This is a genomic window from Alienimonas sp. DA493 (assembly GCF_043951915.1).
Taxonomy (GTDB): domain Bacteria; phylum Planctomycetota; class Planctomycetia; order Planctomycetales; family Planctomycetaceae; genus Alienimonas.
Genome location: NZ_JBINJD010000004.1, coordinates 41,700 through 59,001, shown reverse-complemented (window position 1 = coordinate 59,001; position 17,302 = coordinate 41,700). Strand labels below are relative to the sequence as shown.

10 protein-coding genes and 1 CRISPR repeat array (1 of these 11 running past the window's edge) are annotated in these 17,302 nt (G+C 73.2%); of the genes, 1 reads left to right on the top strand and 9 read right to left on the bottom strand.

Annotation, left to right across the window (positions count from 1 at the left end; all coding sequences use genetic code 11):
* A CRISPR array of direct repeats spans positions 1 to 1,594; the repeat unit is 36 nt; unit sequence GTGCCCCCTCCGATCACGCCTACGGGCGTTGAGCAC; it reaches 1,163 nt to the left of the window's first position.
* A gap of 241 nt (positions 1,595 to 1,835) precedes the next feature.
* The 7 genes from ACG2DA_RS01230 to ACG2DA_RS01200 form a co-directional block, all read right to left on the bottom strand.
* Positions 1,836 to 3,254, bottom strand: a complete 1,419-nt coding sequence (locus ACG2DA_RS01230; RefSeq protein ID WP_395253635.1) for a DUF1501 domain-containing protein — start codon at positions 3,252 to 3,254, stop codon at positions 1,836 to 1,838.
* 142 nt (positions 3,255 to 3,396) lie between these two features.
* Positions 3,397 to 5,853, bottom strand: a complete 2,457-nt coding sequence (locus tag ACG2DA_RS01225) for a PSD1 and planctomycete cytochrome C domain-containing protein (RefSeq protein ID WP_395253634.1) — start codon at positions 5,851 to 5,853, stop codon at positions 3,397 to 3,399.
* Positions 5,840 to 6,787: a hypothetical protein gene (locus tag ACG2DA_RS01220; protein WP_395253633.1), complete on the bottom strand. Its 948-nt coding sequence runs from the start codon at positions 6,785 to 6,787 to the stop codon at positions 5,840 to 5,842. Before ACG2DA_RS01220 ends, ACG2DA_RS01225 begins: the two co-directional genes overlap by 14 nt.
* 20 nt (positions 6,788 to 6,807) lie before the next feature.
* Positions 6,808 to 8,100, bottom strand: coding sequence for a DUF1552 domain-containing protein (locus ACG2DA_RS01215; RefSeq protein WP_395253632.1), 1,293 nt, complete (start codon positions 8,098 to 8,100; stop codon positions 6,808 to 6,810).
* Positions 8,097 to 10,898 (bottom strand): DUF1592 domain-containing protein, encoded by a 2,802-nt coding sequence (locus tag ACG2DA_RS01210; RefSeq protein WP_395253631.1) that lies wholly within the window; start codon positions 10,896 to 10,898, stop codon positions 8,097 to 8,099. Before ACG2DA_RS01210 ends, ACG2DA_RS01215 begins: the two co-directional genes overlap by 4 nt.
* On the bottom strand, positions 10,895 to 12,319 hold the full coding sequence (locus ACG2DA_RS01205) for a FecR domain-containing protein (protein WP_395253630.1): 1,425 nt from the start codon (positions 12,317 to 12,319) through the stop codon (positions 10,895 to 10,897). Before ACG2DA_RS01205 ends, ACG2DA_RS01210 begins: the two co-directional genes overlap by 4 nt.
* Positions 12,316 to 12,852, bottom strand: a complete 537-nt coding sequence (locus ACG2DA_RS01200; RefSeq protein WP_395253629.1) for a sigma-70 family RNA polymerase sigma factor — start codon at positions 12,850 to 12,852, stop codon at positions 12,316 to 12,318. The genes ACG2DA_RS01205 and ACG2DA_RS01200 overlap by 4 nt, the downstream gene beginning before the upstream one ends.
* Positions 12,853 to 13,022: 170 nt before the next feature.
* Here ACG2DA_RS01200 and ACG2DA_RS01195 point away from each other — a divergent pair, with 170 nt between their 5' ends.
* Positions 13,023 to 14,471, top strand: a complete 1,449-nt coding sequence (locus ACG2DA_RS01195) for a right-handed parallel beta-helix repeat-containing protein (protein ID WP_395253628.1) — start codon at positions 13,023 to 13,025, stop codon at positions 14,469 to 14,471.
* A gap of 13 nt (positions 14,472 to 14,484) precedes the next feature.
* On the opposite strand, the gene ACG2DA_RS01190 is transcribed toward ACG2DA_RS01195, so the two are convergent.
* Both ACG2DA_RS01190 and ACG2DA_RS01185 read right to left on the bottom strand, forming a co-directional pair.
* The gene (locus ACG2DA_RS01190; RefSeq protein WP_395253627.1) at positions 14,485 to 16,431 is read right to left on the bottom strand and encodes a glycosyl hydrolase family 28-related protein; all 1,947 of its coding nucleotides are present in this window, start codon (positions 16,429 to 16,431) and stop codon (positions 14,485 to 14,487) included.
* Positions 16,432 to 16,514: 83 nt separating this feature from the next.
* A complete protein-coding gene (locus ACG2DA_RS01185) occupies positions 16,515 to 17,222 on the bottom strand; it encodes a DUF1080 domain-containing protein (RefSeq protein WP_395253626.1) in 708 nt (235 codons plus the stop codon).
* Positions 17,223 to 17,302 lie beyond the last annotated feature (80 nt).

Sequence of the window (17,302 nt, the reverse complement as noted above, 5' to 3'; positions counted from 1 at the left end):
GCCTACGGGCGTTGAGCACGAAGGCACCCAGGCCGACTTCCTCTCCGAGGCGGCGTGCCCCCTCCGATCACGCCTACGGGCGTTGAGCACAGGCCAGCGCCGCGACGAGCCTGCGGACGATCATCACGTGCCCCCTCCGATCACGCCTACGGGCGTTGAGCACCTTCGGGTGAGCGAGCGGACGCTGCTGAACCTCCGCGTGCCCCCTCCGATCACGCCTACGGGCGTTGAGCACCCCATCACCGCACCTCCGTCGTAAGAGCCAAGACAGTGCCCCCTCCGATCACGCCTACGGGCGTTGAGCACGACCCTCACGGGATCGAAGCGTGGCGGGCTCTGGGTGCCCCCTCCGATCACGCCTACGGGCGTTGAGCACCCCGTCGAGGTGCCGGACGGCGCCGAGCCGGAGGACGTGCCCCCTCCGATCACGCCTACGGGCGTTGAGCACCACCAGTGAGACAGGTCGCGGTAGAACGGCGACAGAGTGCCCCCTCCGATCACGCCTACGGGCGTTGAGCACTCAGCCGCTACCTGCCGGCGTGGTTCCTCTGCCAGCGTGCCCCCTCCGATCACGCCTACGGGCGTTGAGCACTCGAAGCGTGGTCCGTCCATTGATTCGCGTCCGTGTGCCCCCTCCGATCACGCCTACGGGCGTTGAGCACAAGGACGCGATTGCGGAGCTGCGGGCTCACCTCGCCGTGCCCCCTCCGATCACGCCTACGGGCGTTGAGCACGCCGACACCAAGCCCCATCCGCTGTACGTCGTCACGGTGCCCCCTCCGATCACGCCTACGGGCGTTGAGCACTTGCAATCACGGAGACGCCATGGACGGACGCTTCGAGTGCCCCCTCCGATCACGCCTACGGGCGTTGAGCACATGAACCGCTGACGACGCCCCGGCTGGCCGAGGTGTGCCCCCTCCGATCACGCCTACGGGCGTTGAGCACCTGCGGTACGCCGGCAAAGGCGAGACGGTCGTCCGGTGCCCCCTCCGATCACGCCTACGGGCGTTGAGCACTCGAAGCCGGAGAGCGCCAGCACGTCCCCGTCGAGCGTGCCCCCTCCGATCACGCCTACGGGCGTTGAGCACATTCGTCCGGTCCGACCGTCCGCGTGATGCGCCGCGTGCCCCCTCCGATCACGCCTACGGGCGTTGAGCACGCGGAGCGGCCGGAGGGGTGCCGCCTCGCCGAGAGTGCCCCCTCCGATCACGCCTACGGGCGTTGAGCACCCATGGCCGACCATCACGTCAGAGCCGGCGGGCATGGTGCCCCCTCCGATCACGCCTACGGGCGTTGAGCACAACCAGTTGTGCGGTTCGCTGGCGACGCCGGCGACGTGCCCCCTCCGATCACGCCTACGGGCGTTGAGCACTTCACCGCCTCGATGACGACGGGCCTCTTGCGGAACGTGCCCCCTCCGATCACGCCTACGGGCGTTGAGCACCCCAGCAGGCCGCCCACCGCCGCGGCGCACCAGAGGTGCCCCCTCCGATCACGCCTACGGGCGTTGAGCACATCAGGTCGCCGAACCGCTTCACCGTCGCCGTCGTCGCGTGTGCCCCCTCCGATCACGCCCACGGGCGTTGAGCACTTTCATGAATCCCCGACCAAGAGGACGGGTCGACGCGGATTTGTCCTACGAAACATGGGCGAGAGCAAGATTCTTTGATGCGGGCGGCGCGGAATGCGGCGCAGTGGAGACGGACGCCAATCTCGCCGTCGTAATCGCCGCTTGGCCGCACCTGCCGCCGGCGGTGCGGAGAGGGGTTGCGGCGATGGTCGTCGCGGCGACCGAAACGCCGGGCGGCGGCTGAACCCGACGGACCGTCGCCTCAGGCCAGCGCCTCGCGGACGACGCGGCCGTACACGTCCGTCAGGCGGAAGTCGCGGCCGGCGTAGCGGTACGTCAGCCGCTCGTGGTCCAGGCCCAGCAGGTGCAGGATCGTGGCGTGCAAATCGTGCATGTGGACCTTCCCGTCGACGGCCAGGTAGCCGAACTCGTCCGTCGCCCCGTGGGCGTGGCCGGGTCTGGCGCCGCCGCCGGCCAGCCAGACGGTGAAGCCGTGCGGGTTGTGGTCCCGGCCCGGCCGCCCGCGGTCGATCTGCGAGACCGGCGTGCGGCCGAACTCCCCGGCGCAGACCACCAGCGTGTCCTCCAGCAGACCGCGGCGGTCGAGATCTTGAATTAATCCCGCGACCGACCGGTCCGTTTTCGCGGCGCTGCGGGGCAGGTCGGTCTGGATGTTACCGTGGTGGTCCCAGTGGTAGCCGGTGGAGACCTGTACGAACCGCACGCCCGCCTCCGCCAGTCGGCGAGCCATCAGGCACTGCCGACCGAAGCCGTCGGTCGGTTCCTCGTCGACGCCGTACAGGGCCCGCGTCTCGGCCGTCTCCCGGCTCAGGTCGAACACCTCCGGGGCGACGGACTGCATGCGGAAGGCCAGTTCGTAGGAGCGAATCACGCCCTCCACGTACGGGTCGCCGCCGGCGCCGGGGTGGGCGGCCGACAGGGCGGCGACGGCGTCCACCTGCTCCCGCTGGCGGCCCTTCGACAGCCCGCCGCCGGTCAGGTTCGCCACCTCCGGGACCCGCCCGGGGGCCCCGCGGAGCCGCACCCGCATCGCCTGGTGCTCCGCCGGGAGAAAGGAGTTGCCCGCCAGCCGCACCCCGCCGTGGATCGTTGGCGGGTCCAGCGCCACGAACGCCGGCAGGCTCTCGTTCCCCGTCCCGAGGCCGTAGCTGACCCACGCCCCCACGCTGGGGCGGTCGAAGGCGGCCTCGCCGGTGTGCAGCCGCAGCACGGCCTGCCCGTGGGCCTCCCCCTCCGTGTGCACGCCGTGCAGAAAGCACAGCTTGTCGACGACCCCGGCGGTGTGCGGGAACAGCTCGCTGACCCACCGGCCGCTCTCCCCGTGCCGGGCCCACCTCAGGCCGGTGCCGAACACTTTTCCCAATCGGTCCGGGCGGATGAGCCCCGGCAGGGCGAAGGGCAGCGCCTCGCCGTGGCGCTTCTCCAGCAGCGGCTTGCGGTCGAAGGAGTCCATCTGACTCACCCCGCCGTGCATGAACAGGAAGATCACCCGCTTTGCCCGCGGGGCGTGATGCGGCTGGGGCGTCGACCCGGCGGCCCGCTCCGCGGCGGCGGCCCGGTCGGCGAGGCCGGCCAGCGCCAGCCCGCCGAACCCGGAGGCCGCCGACCGCAGCATCGCCCGTCGCGAGACGGTCGGGCGGGGGGTGGCGAGGTCGCTCATCGGTTCGCTCCGGGGAGTGAAATGCGTTGAAAAAGTCTCAGAACACCAACCCGAAGCGTCAGCGAGGGACACGTGAGGAGCCGCTTCTGCCCGCGGTGCGGGCGGCCCTCGCTGACGCTTCGGGTTGGTGCGTCGTCATCTCTCAATCCAAAAACTGAAACTGCGTGCCGGCGACGATTACGCGGGCCAGCTTCGCCGCGTCGTGCCGGGTGAGGCCCCCCGCCCCGCCCGCCTGTCGGACGAGGTAATCGCCGAGGACGCCCGTCTCCGCGGCGTTCGGCGGCCGGCCGACGACCGCGGCGAACAGGGTCTCCGCCGCCGCGGCGAGGGCGTTCGAGTCGCTCGTTCCCAGCGGCAGATCGCCCGCCAGCCGCTCGGCCAGCCCCTCGCAGGCCCGGGTCACGGCGGCGTCGTTCAGGAAATACAGGGCCTGCGGGGCGACGACCGTCCGCGGCCGGTCGCCGGTCGCCATCGTGTTGACCGGGGCGTCGAACGTCCGCATCACGACCGGCTCCAGCGTGCGGATCACCGGTTGGTACACCGTCCGGCGGTCGTCCCCGGCAGGGATCGCCTCCGGGGCGCCGCTGAGGTCGCCGATCGGCAGGTCGTCCAGCATCCCCCGGCCCGGCGTGCGGTTCAGATGCCCGCCGAGGTGCAGCAGGGCGTCGCGCAGCTCCTCCGCGTCGAGCCGCCGCCGATGCTGCACCGAGAGCAGCCGGTTCTCCGGGTCCGCGGCCGGCGGCGGGGCGACGGCGCGGCGGTAGACGTCCGACAGCACGATCTCCCGCACCAGCCGCTTCAGGCTCCAGCCGGAATCGATGAACCGGCGGGCCAGCGCGTCCAGCAGTTCGGGGTGCGAGGGCTCCTCGCCCATCACGCCGAAGTTGTCCACCGACCGCACCAGGCCCTCCCGCAGCAGGTGTTTCCAGACGCGATTGACGAACACCCGGGCGGTCAGCGGGTTCTCGTCGGAGGCAATCCACGCCGCCAGCTCCCGCCGCCCGCTGACGCCGGGGGGCAACGCAGGCCGGGCGTCGCCGACGCTGGCGACCTGCAGGAACCCCCGGGGCACGACGTTCCCGCGGCTGGCCGGCACGCCGCGGACCCGCAGCGCCTCGTCCGCCGGCGCCGCCGCGTCCCGCACCGCCATCGCGTGCGGTGGCTTGAGGGCCTCCAGCTCCGCCAGCCTCGTCTCCCACCGCTCTAACTCGTCCCGCTGCTTTTGAAGGTCCGCTTCGATCCGCTCCCGCCCGGCCGAGTCGGCCGCGGCGAGGTCCCGTTCCGACTCCGCGACCTTCCGCCGGCCGTGGAAGGTCTTCTGCGTGGCCTTCACCCATTCGTGGGCGTGCTCCTCCAGAAACGCCCGCAGCGCCGCGTCGCCGCCGGGGCCGAGGCCGCGGCGGGCCCAGTCCGATTCGTCCTCCTTCGGCCCGCCCAGCCGCCCGTCGAGCGTCGCCGTGCTGGTGAGGATGCCGGCGAGCGCGTAATAGTCCGCCTGCGGGATCGGGTCGAATTTATGATCGTGACAGCGGGCGCAGGCGACCGTCAGGCCGAGCATCGATTTGCTGATGACGTCGAGTTGCTCGTCCGCCACGTCCAGCGTGAGTTGCTCCTTATCGAACGTCCCCAGCACCTTCGATCCCAACAGCAAATAACCGGTGGCGATCAGATGGTCGTCCCGCTCCGCCGGCGTGTCGGCCGGCAATAAATCGCCGGCGAGCTGCATTTGAAAGAACCGGTCGATCGGCAAATCGTCGTTCGTCGCCCGGATCACCCAGTTGCGGTAGCGCCAGGCCTCGCGGAAGGGCGGATTAAAACTGGAGCCGTTGCTGTCCGCGTAGCGGGCCAGATCGAGCCAGTGCCGCCCCCAGCGCTCTCCGAAGTGCGGCGAGGCCAGCAATCGGTCGACCGCCGCCGCGACGCCGGCGTCGCTGTTCAATTCCTTCGGTCCCACGTCCGGCAGCACGGCGTCCGGCGGCAGGCCGGTCAGGTCGTGGGCGAGCCGTCGGAGCAGCGTGACCGGGTCCGCCGGCGGGGCGGGGCTCAAGCCGGCCTCGGAGAGCCTTTTATTAATGAACGGGTCGACCGCGTCGCCCTCGCCCCAATTCTCGGGGGCCGCCGGGTCGCCCGTCGGGAGCGGGCGGAAGGCCCACCAGTCACGGCCGGCGTCGAGGTCGATCCCCGCCGGGCCGGCCTGACCGCCCTCGCGGGGGTCGGCGGCGCCGGTCTCGATCCAACGCTTGAATACGGCGACCTCTTCAGCGGGCAGCGTCTCGTCGGGCGGCATATGCAGGCCCTTCGACCCGCCGCTGACCGCTAAATACAGCAGACTCGCGGCCGGCTTGCCGGGGGTGACCGCCGGGCCGGAGTTCCCGCCGGACTCCCACCCCGCCCGGCTGTCCAGCACCAGCCCGCCCTCCGCCGTCTCCCACTCGTGACTGTGGCAGAGCGTGCAGCGGGCCTCCAGAATCGGCAGCACCTGCTCGGTGAAATACGCCTCCTCCGGCGACGGCTCGTCGGCCCACGCCGCCGGGGCGGCGAGGAGCAGCGCGGCCAATAGAGCGACCGAGGCGGCGGCGGGGCGTTTACAGTCCGTCATAATTCCTCGACCGGGTGAGCTTCGGCGAGACGACCAGCCCCGGGCGGGCGGTCGTTAATTCTTCGAGGGCTGCGGCGTTGGTCTGCGCTCCGCGGCCGGCGATCTCCAGACGTTCCAACGCCGGATGAGCGGCCAGCGCGTCCCACCCGCCGGCGTACGGCACGGCGTTTTTGAAGTGTTGCGGACTGAAGATCCGCAGCTTCGGGAACGCCGCCAGCGCCCGGAGATGCTCCGCCTTCAACCCGCCGCGGGGCTTGAACCACAGGACTTCCAGCTTCGGCAGGAGGGCGCCGAGTTCCGTGAGTTGCTCCGGCGAGAGGTCCGTCCGATGGAGTTGTAGATCGCGGACGTGCGGGCAGAGCCGGGCGAGGTGCAGCGTCTGCTCCGCCGTCACCGGCGTGTCCAGCACCAGTCGCCAGACCTTCGGGAACGGCCCCTTTAATGCGTCGACCGCGATCGCGTCGACTTTGAAGTTGTGTTTTATTTCCAGGATCTCCAGGTCCCGCATCGGGTCGATCCGCGTGACGAACCCCGGCGAGACCGGCGACAGGTCGCGGTCGGCGGCGAACGTCGCCCAAGCTTTACCCATGTAATGAAAGCCGACCTGCTTCATCCCCGGGAACCGGTTCAGCACGGCCAGCCCGCGGTCGGTCACCGGCTGGGACTCCAGGACCAGCGTGTCCAGCTTCGGCAGGGCCGCCAAGGAGAGCAGGTCGTCGTCGTCCGCGCCCGGTTTCTCGCCGACCTTCTGATGCAGCGCCTGGTGATTGATGAGGATCAGCCCGGTCACGTTCCCGTCGTCGTCCGTGCGGACCTCGGCCCGCTGGGCCTTCGCGGCGACGGCGTCGGCGAGCGCCCGCTGCTCCGTCGGCGAGGGCGGCGCGTCGGCGGGGGCCGGCGGGGTCAGGACGGCGGTCAGCAGGAGCGCGAGCATGCGTGCGAACTTGGAAGGATTTAAAGCGTCACCGTGCCGTCGCTGTCGGCGAAGGCGTCGGCCTCCACGCCGACGGCCTGGGCGACGGACAGCCACAGGTTCGCCAGCGGGACCTTCCCTTCGAACTTATGGTGGGCGCCGGTCCGCACCCGGCCGCCGAGGCCGCCGGCGGTGACCAGCGGGAGGTCGCCGTAGTCGTGCACGCGGCCGTCGCCCATGCCGCTGCCCAGCGAGATCAGGCAGTTGTCCAGCAGGGAACCGCCCGCCTCCGGCGTCTCCGCCAGGCGCCGCACAACATGGGCGAACTGCTCCACGTGGAAGCGGTCGATCCGGGCCAGTTTCTCCTTCGCCTCGTCCCCCTTGGTGTGGGTGAGGGCGTGGTGGTTCTGCGGTTCGTCGAACACGCCGTGGTACAGGCGGGGGGTGTCCCAGCGCTCCGGGTCGACCAGCAGGGTGGCGACGCGGGTGCGGTCCTGCCGGAAGGCGGCGACGATCAGGTCGCCCATCAGCCGCAGGTATTCCCCGCGGTCCTCCGGCACGGACGAGGCCCGGCGGGCGAGGTGCGGGTCGGCCTCGGCGGGCGAGGCGCCGGCCCGTTGGACCCGCTTTTCCAGTTCGCGGACCGACTGCAGGTAGCCGTCGACCGTCTGCCGGTCCGACCGGCCCAGCCCGGTCCGCAGGCGTTTGGCGTCGGCGAGGGCCACGTCCAGCACGCTGGCAGCGGAGGGGTCCAGCTTGCCGAACAGTCGGTCGAACACCTGCCGCGGGTCCTTCTGGGCCGGGGCCGCGTTCCCGGGGCCGCGCCAAGAGACGCTTTCGAAGTACCGCGTCTCCCGCTGGTTGGCGTGGTCGTTGCAACTGAGGTGCAGCGAGGGGACGGGCGTGTCCCGGCCGATCTGCGACGCCACGATCTGGTCCAGCGTGCGGTTCGTCGGGAACCCGCCGTCGAGGGCCTCCGCGGGGGGCGAACTGCTCAGCCAGCAACAGCCCGCCTGGGCGTGCACGCCGGTGCCGCCGCGGAACTCCCGGTCCAGCCCGGTGTAGAGGTTGAGGTGGCGCCGCAGGTCGGCCAGCGGGGCGAGGGAGGGCGTCGCCTCCCAGTCCGGCCCGGCCGTCCGGGGGTGCCAGGCATCCTGCACGACGCCGTTGGGGATGTAGACCCAAGCCAGCCGCGGCGGCGGACCGGGGGCCGCTTTCGCCGCGGCCGTGCCGGCGGCGGGGACCATCGCCTCCAGCCACGGCAGGGCGATCGCGGCACCGGCCCCGCGGAGCAGCGTGCGGCGGTGCAGCGGGGCGGTCGTCGAAACGTTCATCGGGTCTTCTCCACTGAGGCGTTCTGCGTGTCGGCCGGGCGATCGGCGTGTCGGAACGGGTCGCTCCGCACCACGCCGGCGACAAGGTCGCTCAGCCGGAAAGCGCTCCCGTCCGCGGCGGCGAGGATGCGCTCCACCGGGGCGAGGTCGTGGTAGGCGAGTTCGCGGGCCAGGGCGTAGGACAACAGCCGCTCCGTGACGCCCCGGGCGAACCGCAGGCGGTCCTCGCAGAGTCGTCGTTTGAACTCGGTCACGTCCCCGAACGCGCCCACGCCGGGCAGGTCGCCGGCGGGTTCAATCGGGCCGCCGGCGTCGTCGGTCTCGCGCCAGCGGCCGATGGCGTCGTAGTTCTCCAGCACGAAGCCGGGCAGGTCGATGCGGTCGTGGCAGATCGCGCAGGCCGGGTCCTCCCGGTGCCGTTCGACCTTCTGCCGCAGGGTGAGAGCGTCGCCGAACGCCTGTTCGTCGACGTCCGTCACCGCCGCGTTCGGCGGGGCCGGCGGACGGTTTAGGATCGTCTCCAAGGTCCAGGCCCCGCGGCGGATCGGGCTGGTGCGGTGGGGGAAGGAGGTGAGCGTCAGCACGGCCCCGGTCGTCAGCAGCCCGCCGCGGCGGCCGTCCGGCAGGTCGACCCGCCGCCAGGTGCGGTCGCCGTCCGGGCCGCCCTCCAGGCCGTACAGTTCGGCCAGCGGACCGTTGAGGTAGGCGGCGTCGGCGTCGATCAGCTCCAGCACGCTGCGGTCTTCGATCAGGATGCGTTCGAACAGCAGCAGGGCCTCGGCGAACATGTCGTCGGCCAGCGTGTTCTTGCCCTTCGCCCCGGCGTAGAAGGCCCGGAACGCCCGGCGGTCCGGCTGGGCGCTCCACAGCTCCCGCAGGCGGAGCCATTCCACGAAGAAGTTCTCGGACAGCTCCCGCACCCGCGGGTCGCGGATCATCCGCCGGGCCTGGGCCTCCAGCACGTCCGGGTCGGACAGCCGGCCGGCGTCGGCGAGGGCGAACAGTTCGTCGTCCGGCAGCGTGCTCCAGAGGAAGTACGACAGCCGGTTCGCCAACTCGTGATCGGTCAGCGGCCGCACGCCGGAGGCGTCGGCAGCCTCGGGCGGGGTCGGATTGACGTAGAGGAAGCTCGGAGACGACAGCGCCGCCCGCACGACCTGCCGGGCCGCCCGCTCTTCGCCGCCCTCGGCCTGGCCCGCTTGGTAGAGGGCGAAGTAGCGGTCCGCCTCCGCGGCGTCGACGGGCCGGCGGAAGGCCCGCCGCAGGAACCGGGTCACGCGGTCCCGCGGGGCGCCGCCGAGGTCGGCGTCCGGGGCCGGGCCGGCCGGTTTGGGGGTCTCTTCATCCTCCGGCTCGGCCGGTTCGACGCCCACCAAGGCCGGGGCCGGCGGCGGCGAGTCGCACAGCAGGGCGAGGTCGTCCAGCAACACGTAGTCGCCGCTGAAGGCGGACCCGTCGATCACCAGCCGCCGCACGTGCTCCCCGTCGGGGGCGGCCAAGGCGGCGAAGACGTTGTCCGCCCCGGCCCCGGCGGCCAGTTCGACCGTCACCGAGACGGCCTCGTCGCCGGTGCACTCCGCCGTCAGCGTGATCGCCCCCGACTGCCCCCGCCGGCTGACCAGCGACACGCCGACGGCCCGCACGGCGCCGCGGTCCTCGCCCTCGAAGCCGATCAGGAAGTTCTTCTTGTCCTTCTGACGGTTGGTGAAGATCGCGTTGCCGGAGGTCGCCCGGCCGGTGGAGAACACGGCGCTCCACAGGTCCTCGCTGGGGTTCAAACCGACGGTCCGTCCGCCGATCTCCGCCGGGGCGAGGTGCAGCACGCCGCCCTTGCCGGGCACGGTGGTGTTGGCGACGGCGTCGGCGTCGAAGGTCCCGCCGCGGCCCTCCGCGTGGGCGGCGGCGACTTGCTGCCGGAACGCCTCCAGCGTGACGGCGCTGCCCTCGGCGGTGCGGGCGAGGTTGTCGTTGGGGGCGAACTCCGCGGAGGCGACCGCCACCAGCCGGTTCCGCGGCCGGTTCGGCCCGGGGCTGGGCTTGGGGGCGGCGTCGGCGACTTCCGGGGCGAGGTCCCGCAGGCGGGCCGCCCGGCCGAACAGTTCCGGGTGGGAGGCGACCGCGTCCGCCAGCGACAGGTACTGCTCCAACAGCGAATCCGACATGTCCTGGGCGTCGCCCCGGTTGCTGAACCCGTGCTCCGCCCGCCCGTCGCCGGGCAGCCCGGCGGTCGGCAGCAGGACCGGGTACTTCGCCCCGTACTCCCGCGCCCGGATCGACAGTTCCGCCGGCAGCCGGTCGGCGGCGGGGTCGAAGTAGGCTTTGTCGAAGGGCAGCCGCTCCGGGAACATGAACACGTCCGTCTCCAGCCCCAGCAGGTCGCGGACGGTGTTGTTGTACTCCAGCCGCGTGAGCCGCCGCAGCGGCGCCGCCCCGACCCGGGCGCGGCCGAGCCCGGGCTCCGGCTCCGCCAGCGCCCCGCGGAGCCACGCCGCCAACGCGTGCCGGTCGGCCGGGTCGAGCCAGGCGTCGTCCGCCGGCGGCATGGCGTGCGTTTCGATCGCCTCCAGCGCCTTCGCCCAGGTCGCCCGCTCCCGCAGGACGGACGCACGATCGGCGAACCCGGCCATGGCGAATCCGCCGGCGGGGTCCTCGTCCGCGGCGCCGTGGCAGTACGTGCAGTTGTCCTCCAGCAGGGGGAGGATGCGGTCCGCGAAGTCGTCCGCGGCCCCGGCCGGGACGGCGAAGACCGGGCAGAGCAGCGCCGCACAGCCAGCGAGCAGGGGCGAAACGCGGGTCATTTGGCCTCTCCAGCGGACGTCAGGGACAGTTCGGCGACCTCCAGCCCGTCGTCCGAGGCGAAGCTGGTCAGCATCCACAGCACCGGCCGACCGGCGTCGGGGACCGTGGCGTGCCGGGGGATCAGCGGGCGGAACGCGGCGACCGGCACACGCACGCGGCGCCACCCGGCCGCCCCCGCGGCGCCGGGCAGCGGGGTTCCGGCGCCCTCCGGCAGGCGAACCTCGAAGTTCCCGCCGAAGCGGCCGGACTTCTTCAGCGTTCCCAGAAAGACCTGCAACGCCGTCGGCCGATCGGTGCGGAGCACGGCGGTGAACACGGCGTCCGGCGGGAGCGTGCCGAGGTCCGCCGCGTCCGTCCGCCGGGCCGTCACGCCGAAGTGCACCACCGGGGCGCCCTCGCCGTCGGCGCCCGGTTCGTCGGTGCGGCCGACGACCAGCGGCACGGAACGCACCCGGGCGGGGGCGTCTCCGTCGGGCCCCGGGGGCAGCCAGCGGCCGCGCCACGCGTCCGGCGGGGGGGCGGCGAAGACGTGCCGCCAGCCGGGCTCGTCGGCGGCGGGGGCCTGCGAACGCAGGTCGGCGGCGGCGTCCAGGGAGGCGATCACCCGCCGCCCGGCCGGCACCTCGACGGCCCGCCCGTCCACGGACCGGCGGAGCCGCACCAGCCCGTCCTCCACGTCCAACCGCGTCGCGTCCGCCCCGGCGGCGAGCGTGAACACCGTGCCCAGCACCTCCGCCCGGGCGGCGGGCGTTTCGATCACCATCGGGGCCCCGGCCGGCTGCGGGCGGACCTCCGCCGTCAGCAGGCCGGACCGCAACCGCAGGCGCTTCTGGGCGACGCCGCCCGCCGTCGGGCGTTCCTCGATCTCCACCTCCGCGTCCCCGCCGACGCTGACCAGCGTGCCGTCCGCGAACCGCAGTTGGACCGAGGACGACGCCCCCTCCAGCAGCGCCGTGCCGGCCGGCAGACCGGCGGCGACCCGCACCGGACGAAGCGCCCCGCCCGGACCCCGATACCGCACCGCCCCCCGCACCGACGCCACGCTCACGACGGACGCCGCGTCGCCGTCGCCGCCCGGCGCCCAGACCCGCGGCAGCAGGGCCGCCGCCAGCAGACTCGCGGCCAGCGTCGCCAGCCCCAGCGCCCACAACGCCCGCCGCCGGACGCGCGGTTCGGGCGCCGGCTCCGGGGCGTCGGGCTCGGCGAAGCTCGCCGCCGGGGCCCCGGTCCGCCAGTGCAGCTCCGCGTGCAGGGACATGAACCGCCGATACCGCTCCCGGGCGGCCGGGTCGTCGCGGAGCCGGGCCGTCAGCTCGGCCTCCTCCGCCTCGGACAGACCGTCGTCCACGGCGGCGTTCAGCAGCCGGTCCAGCGGGTCGGCCGCCGCGTCGTTCGTCGTGTTTTGGAAGGGATCGGTCACGCGCGGGCCTCCCGGGCGAGGGTGCGTTCGACGCAGTCCAGCAGGGCGGCCCGGGTGCGGCGGAGGGCCTCGCTGATCGCCTTGGGACTGCGGCCCAGTTCGGCGGCGAGGGCGTTCACGCTGGCGCCGGGTTCGTACCGCCGCAGGGCCAGCCGGCGGCGGTCGGCCGGCAGTTTGGACAGGCACTCCGAGAGCGCCCGCCGCCGCGGCTCCTCGCGGTCCGCGTCGGCGGCGGCCTCGTCGGCCAGCGTGGCGACCAGAGCCTCGTCCAGGATCGGCCGCCGCCCCTTGCGTTTGCGGAGGGCCAACGCCTGCAACTGGGCGATCTTGAGGGCCCAGGGCAGGAACGGCCGGGCGGGGTCGAACTCCGCGGCCTTCGCCCACAGGACCGCGTTGGTCTCCTGCAGGGCGTCCTCCACGTCGTGGGGGTTCCGCAGCAGGGAGAACAGCACCGCGTACAGCGTCCGCTGCGCGTCCGTGACGGCGGACAGGTAGTCCAGCGAGGGCGGCGGGGCGGGCTTCGGGTCATCCATTGCCAGGAGTTAGCCGTCGCGGCGGAGATCCCACGGCCGATTCTGATCCGATGCGAAGATTCCTGCGAATCCGTTGACGACGGATCGGGCCTGCCGGATCGGGTTCGACGCGTCCCGGGCGCCGGAGGCGCTACCCTCGGGCGCTCCCGCCTCCGCCCACCGCCTGTCTGATGCACGCCCTTCCCGTCCTCCTCCTCGAGGCCGCCCTCTGCACGCCTGCGGCGCCCCCCGGCGGCGGAAAGCCGGCCCCGGAGGCCCTAGCCCCGATCACGGACGTCGCCGCGCTGGTCAAGGCGGTGAACGGCGGGAGCCCGGGCGACCGGATCGCCGTCGGTCCGGGCACGTTCGAGTTGACCGAACCGCTGCGGGTCGAAAGCGGGATGACGCTCGCCGGCGCCGGCCCCGGAGAGACGGCCCTCACCCCCGCCCCGACCTGGACGCCCGCCCCCACCGACCGGCCGGACAACGAGACCGACTACAACACCGCGGACGAATCCGCCTACCTGATCGTCGTCGAGCCGCGGGCGCAGAGCGTGATGATCAGGGGGTTGACGCTCCGCAGCACGGCCGAACGCGGCGGGCTGCACGGGGCGATCCTCTCCCGCGACGCGGAGGACCTGACGCTGCGGAACCTGCACGTCGGACCGTTCCGGTGGAGCGGCGTGCGGCTGTTCCATTCGAAGGGCGGGTCGATCACGGACTGCCGTTTCACCGACGCCGGCGGGCGCATGCGGGTCACGAAGGGGCCGGTCGGCGGGTCGATCTTCGTCCGCTGGGCCCACGGGCTGGAGATCGCCCACAACACCTTCGAGATCACCCCCGACCACCCGGACCACGTGTACGGCGTGAAGGGCCGCGGCGCCCGCGACGTGCGGATCCACCACAACACGATCCGCTGCAACTTCGCGATCGAGTTCCCCTTCGAGGGGGAGAGCGGCATGGAGATCGACCACAACTACCTGGACGGCGTCGTCTCGATCCCCAAACACGCCGGCGGCCCCGTGCCGGAGGACGGCTCGCCCACCTTCCACCTCCACCACAACTACTTCATGCGCAGCTATTCGATCGAGGGGACCCGCAACGCCCTGGTCGTGGAGCGGAACCTGTTCGACTTCGACCCGGCGGTCGACGGCGGGAACCTGATGGCCAGCTTCGGCCGCGCCGCCGCCCCCGGGCCGGTCACGTTCCGGGACAACCTCGTGAGGAACCCCGGCCGCGGGGTGTTCTGGAGCGACCCGGCGTACGACCGGCTGTCGTTCCGCAACAACCACGTCGTCGGCGTGGAGACGGCCACGCCCCGCACCGAGGGGCTGTTCGGGATCGACGCGAACTCGGACTTCTCCACGATCGAGTTCGTGAACAACCGCGTCGAGCTGACCGGCCCGCCGCGGCCGCTGGTGCGGAACGAGGCGAGCCTCGCGGCGACGTTCGAGAACAACCGGCTGACCGGCGTCTCCGACGCCGACCGCACGAGCGGCCCGCGGACCGACGCGGCGGTCGGCCCGCGGGAGCCGCTGGAGTTCCGCGTCGGGGCCCGCGGGGAGTACCGGGTCGACGGGTTCTCGATCGCGCCGGTCGAGCCCGCCGACGCCGATCCGCCCGCCGGCGGCGGGGACTGACGCGGGCGGCGACTCAGTCGGCCCCGGCCGCCGGGGCCGCGGTGAACAGGCCGGCCGGGAACAGGGCGCCGGCGTCCGTGGCGCGGCCCAGCCGCGACTCGCGGTCCCAGCGTTCCAGGAGCGTCACCTGCCCGGGGCCGCGGCCGCCGGGGCCGTAGACCTTCCGCCCGACGGCCGTCAACGTGGCGTCCTCGGCGACGTACCACGGCAGGCCGGTCTCGCCGTTGTTCAGATAGGTGAAGACGCCGTACAGCTCCGCGACGGCGCCGGCCGCGGAGCGGACGAACGTCGCGTCGGCCCGCTCGGTCTTGTGCCCCAGGACCCACAGCCGGCCGCCGCGGACGTCGACGTGCGGGCCGCCGGCGCCCTCCGTGTTGAGCTGCCGCGCCCAAGCGGTCGCGGCGTCCAGCCGCAGCCAGCCGATGTGATCCTCCAAGAAGATCGGCCCGCAGCCGGGGTCGTTCGTCAGCAGGCCGAAGTCGCAGTGCCGCACGACCAGCGTGCGGTCCGAGCCGTGGTGCAGGCCCGGCCCGCGGCACTCGAGGTCCGCGAACTCGACGACCGCCGGCCCCCCTTCGTCGCCGTCGCGGACCGTGAACCGCCCGCCGCCGAGCACGCGGGCGTTCACGCCGACCACCCGCCGCACCCCGCCGCGGACGACGACCTCCCCCGCCACGACCCACGCCCCGCCGGAGAGGACCACCGTGCCGCCGGGCGGGCAGGCGTCGACCGCGGCCTGGACCGCGGCGGTGTCGTCCTGGGCGGCGAAGTTCTCCGCCTCGTAGCCGTTCGCCCCGTCGGCCGGGTCGCCGCCGTGGTCGCGGGGGTCGACCCACAGCGCGGCGGGGGCGTCGCGGGCTACGGCCGGCGGCTCCCGGACCGGCAGAACGAACGGCGCCGCCGGGCGGTCCGGGAACAGCGGGGCGGCGGCCGGCGGCCGCAGGCCGGGGGCGGTGACGAACGCCTCGCCGGGGGGCGGGAGCGGCTCGTCGCTCGGCCGCCACTGCCAGCCGGTGCCGGCGCTCTTGAACCGGCGCCGCACCTCCGCCCCGAAGCCGGTCGCCTCGACGTTCCTGACGAACCCGCTCGTCAACTCGACCGCCGCGTGCTCCGCCGCGGCGCCGACGCCCTCCAGCCGGGAGTCGAGCAGCGTGAGGACGCCCTCCGGGTCGCCGTTGCGGCTGACGACCGCCGGGACCTCGCCCCGCGTGCGCAGCCCGCGGACGGCGACCATGTTCCAGCCGGGGTTGAGAAAGGCGACTTCGTTCTGGTCGGTCAGCGTCAGCCGCTCGAACGTCTGGCTGTTGGCGTGCCCGCCGCCGGCCTTCACGCCGACGTCGAACCCGCGGACCTCCACGTTCGTCACCAGCAGCGGGCCGTTCAGGTCGCTGGAGAGGTCCAGCCCGACGGCGCCGGCCCCGTCCCCGCTCTCGACCAGGACGTTCCGCACCGCCCCCCGGTTGCTGGCCCGGAACCGCAGGCCGATCGCCCGCGGATTGCCGACGCCGGTGCGGACCGTCAGGTCCCGCACGCCGTTGCGGAAGTTCTGGGCGGCGTTCGCGGTGTTGAAGTCGACGACCGCCCCGGCGAAGGGTTCGCCGTCGACCGTCAGGCCGTTCGCGAGCTTCAGGACCGTGCCGTCGCGGCTCTCCCCCTGGATCACGTTCCGCTTGCTGTGCCCTTGGGCGGGGGCGGGCCGCAGCGTGCCCGACAGGTCGTAGACGCCGTCGCGGAGGTAGAAGATGTGGTTGCCGGAGGGGTGCTCGTCCAGCGCCCGCTGGAGGGCGGCGGTGTCGTCGCGGCCGTCGTCCGGCACGGCGCCGTACTCCCCCGCCACGTCCACGACGCCGCTGCCGGGTGGGTAGACCACGCGGCCGGGGGGGACGACGCCGGGCTCAAAGCCGGGGGCGGCCGGTCCGGTCAGGAGCGCCGCGAGCGTGAGGAGCGGGGCGAGGACCACGGGGAGACTCCGGTGCGGGAGCCGCACCCTAGCGGGTCGCCCGCCCGACCGGCGATTTCGCCGCCGCGGCCCGCCCGCCGCCGTCAGGGGAGCGGCCGGACCTTGATCGACCGGAAGGACCACACGCTGTCCGGGTCGTGGGCCTGCAGGGCGATCGCGCCGCCCTCCGGGGAGAGGCGGCGACCGGCCCGGCTCGCCGGCCGCTCGACGTTCTCCGGTTCCGTGTAGTCCACGACCGTCTCGCCGTCGAGCGCCACCGTAATCCGCCGGTCCCGGACGGCCAGGCGGACGACGAACCAGTTTGTCTCGTCCACCGGCGAGCGGTCGAGGTCGACCACGGCGTACAGGCTGCCGGTCTTCCGCCGCTCCCGGGCGGAACTGTTCAACTGGAGCTCGTAGCCCGTCGCCAGGTGACCTTTCGCGTCACGCAGCGTGCGGTCGGTGTGAAAGAAAATTCCGCTGTTGGAGTTCGGCTCCGCCCGCACGACGGCCTCCAGTTCGAAGTTCCGGAACCGCTCGAAGTCGCCGTCGCCGTTCCCCTCCCCGTTCCCGGCGTCGCCGACGTAGAACAGGTGGGCTCGCTTCGGGCCGGTCGCCCGGACGCGGAGCAGGCCGTCCTCCACGGCGAACGCGTCCGGGTCGAGGTTCGCCCGCCAGCCGGACAGATCTTCGCCGTTGAACAGCGGCCGCCAGCCGTCGTCCCCGGCCGGCGCGTTGTCGGCCGGCGCATTCCCGGCTGCCGCGGCGCCGGCCGCGATCGCAAATGCGAGGGTCGTCAGAACGGCGTTCACGGCAGTCTTTCCGTCAGGAGGGCGGGGCCCGGTTCGGCGTCGCAGGCGGGCCGCCACCGTACCGGCGAAGGGCGCGGACG

Coding starts and splice junctions, on each gene's coding strand:
- ACG2DA_RS01230 (WP_395253635.1), bottom strand. CDS start 3,254: ATGAGCGACCTCGCCACCCCCCGCCCGACCGTCTCGCGACGGGCGATG.
- ACG2DA_RS01225 (WP_395253634.1), bottom strand. CDS start 5,853: ATGACGGACTGTAAACGCCCCGCCGCCGCCTCGGTCGCTCTATTGGCC.
- ACG2DA_RS01220 (WP_395253633.1), bottom strand. CDS start 6,787: ATGCTCGCGCTCCTGCTGACCGCCGTCCTGACCCCGCCGGCCCCCGCC.
- ACG2DA_RS01215 (WP_395253632.1), bottom strand. CDS start 8,100: ATGAACGTTTCGACGACCGCCCCGCTGCACCGCCGCACGCTGCTCCGC.
- ACG2DA_RS01210 (WP_395253631.1), bottom strand. CDS start 10,898: ATGACCCGCGTTTCGCCCCTGCTCGCTGGCTGTGCGGCGCTGCTCTGC.
- ACG2DA_RS01200 (WP_395253629.1), bottom strand. CDS start 12,852: ATGGATGACCCGAAGCCCGCCCCGCCGCCCTCGCTGGACTACCTGTCC.
- ACG2DA_RS01195 (WP_395253628.1), top strand. CDS start 13,023: ATGCACGCCCTTCCCGTCCTCCTCCTCGAGGCCGCCCTCTGCACGCCT.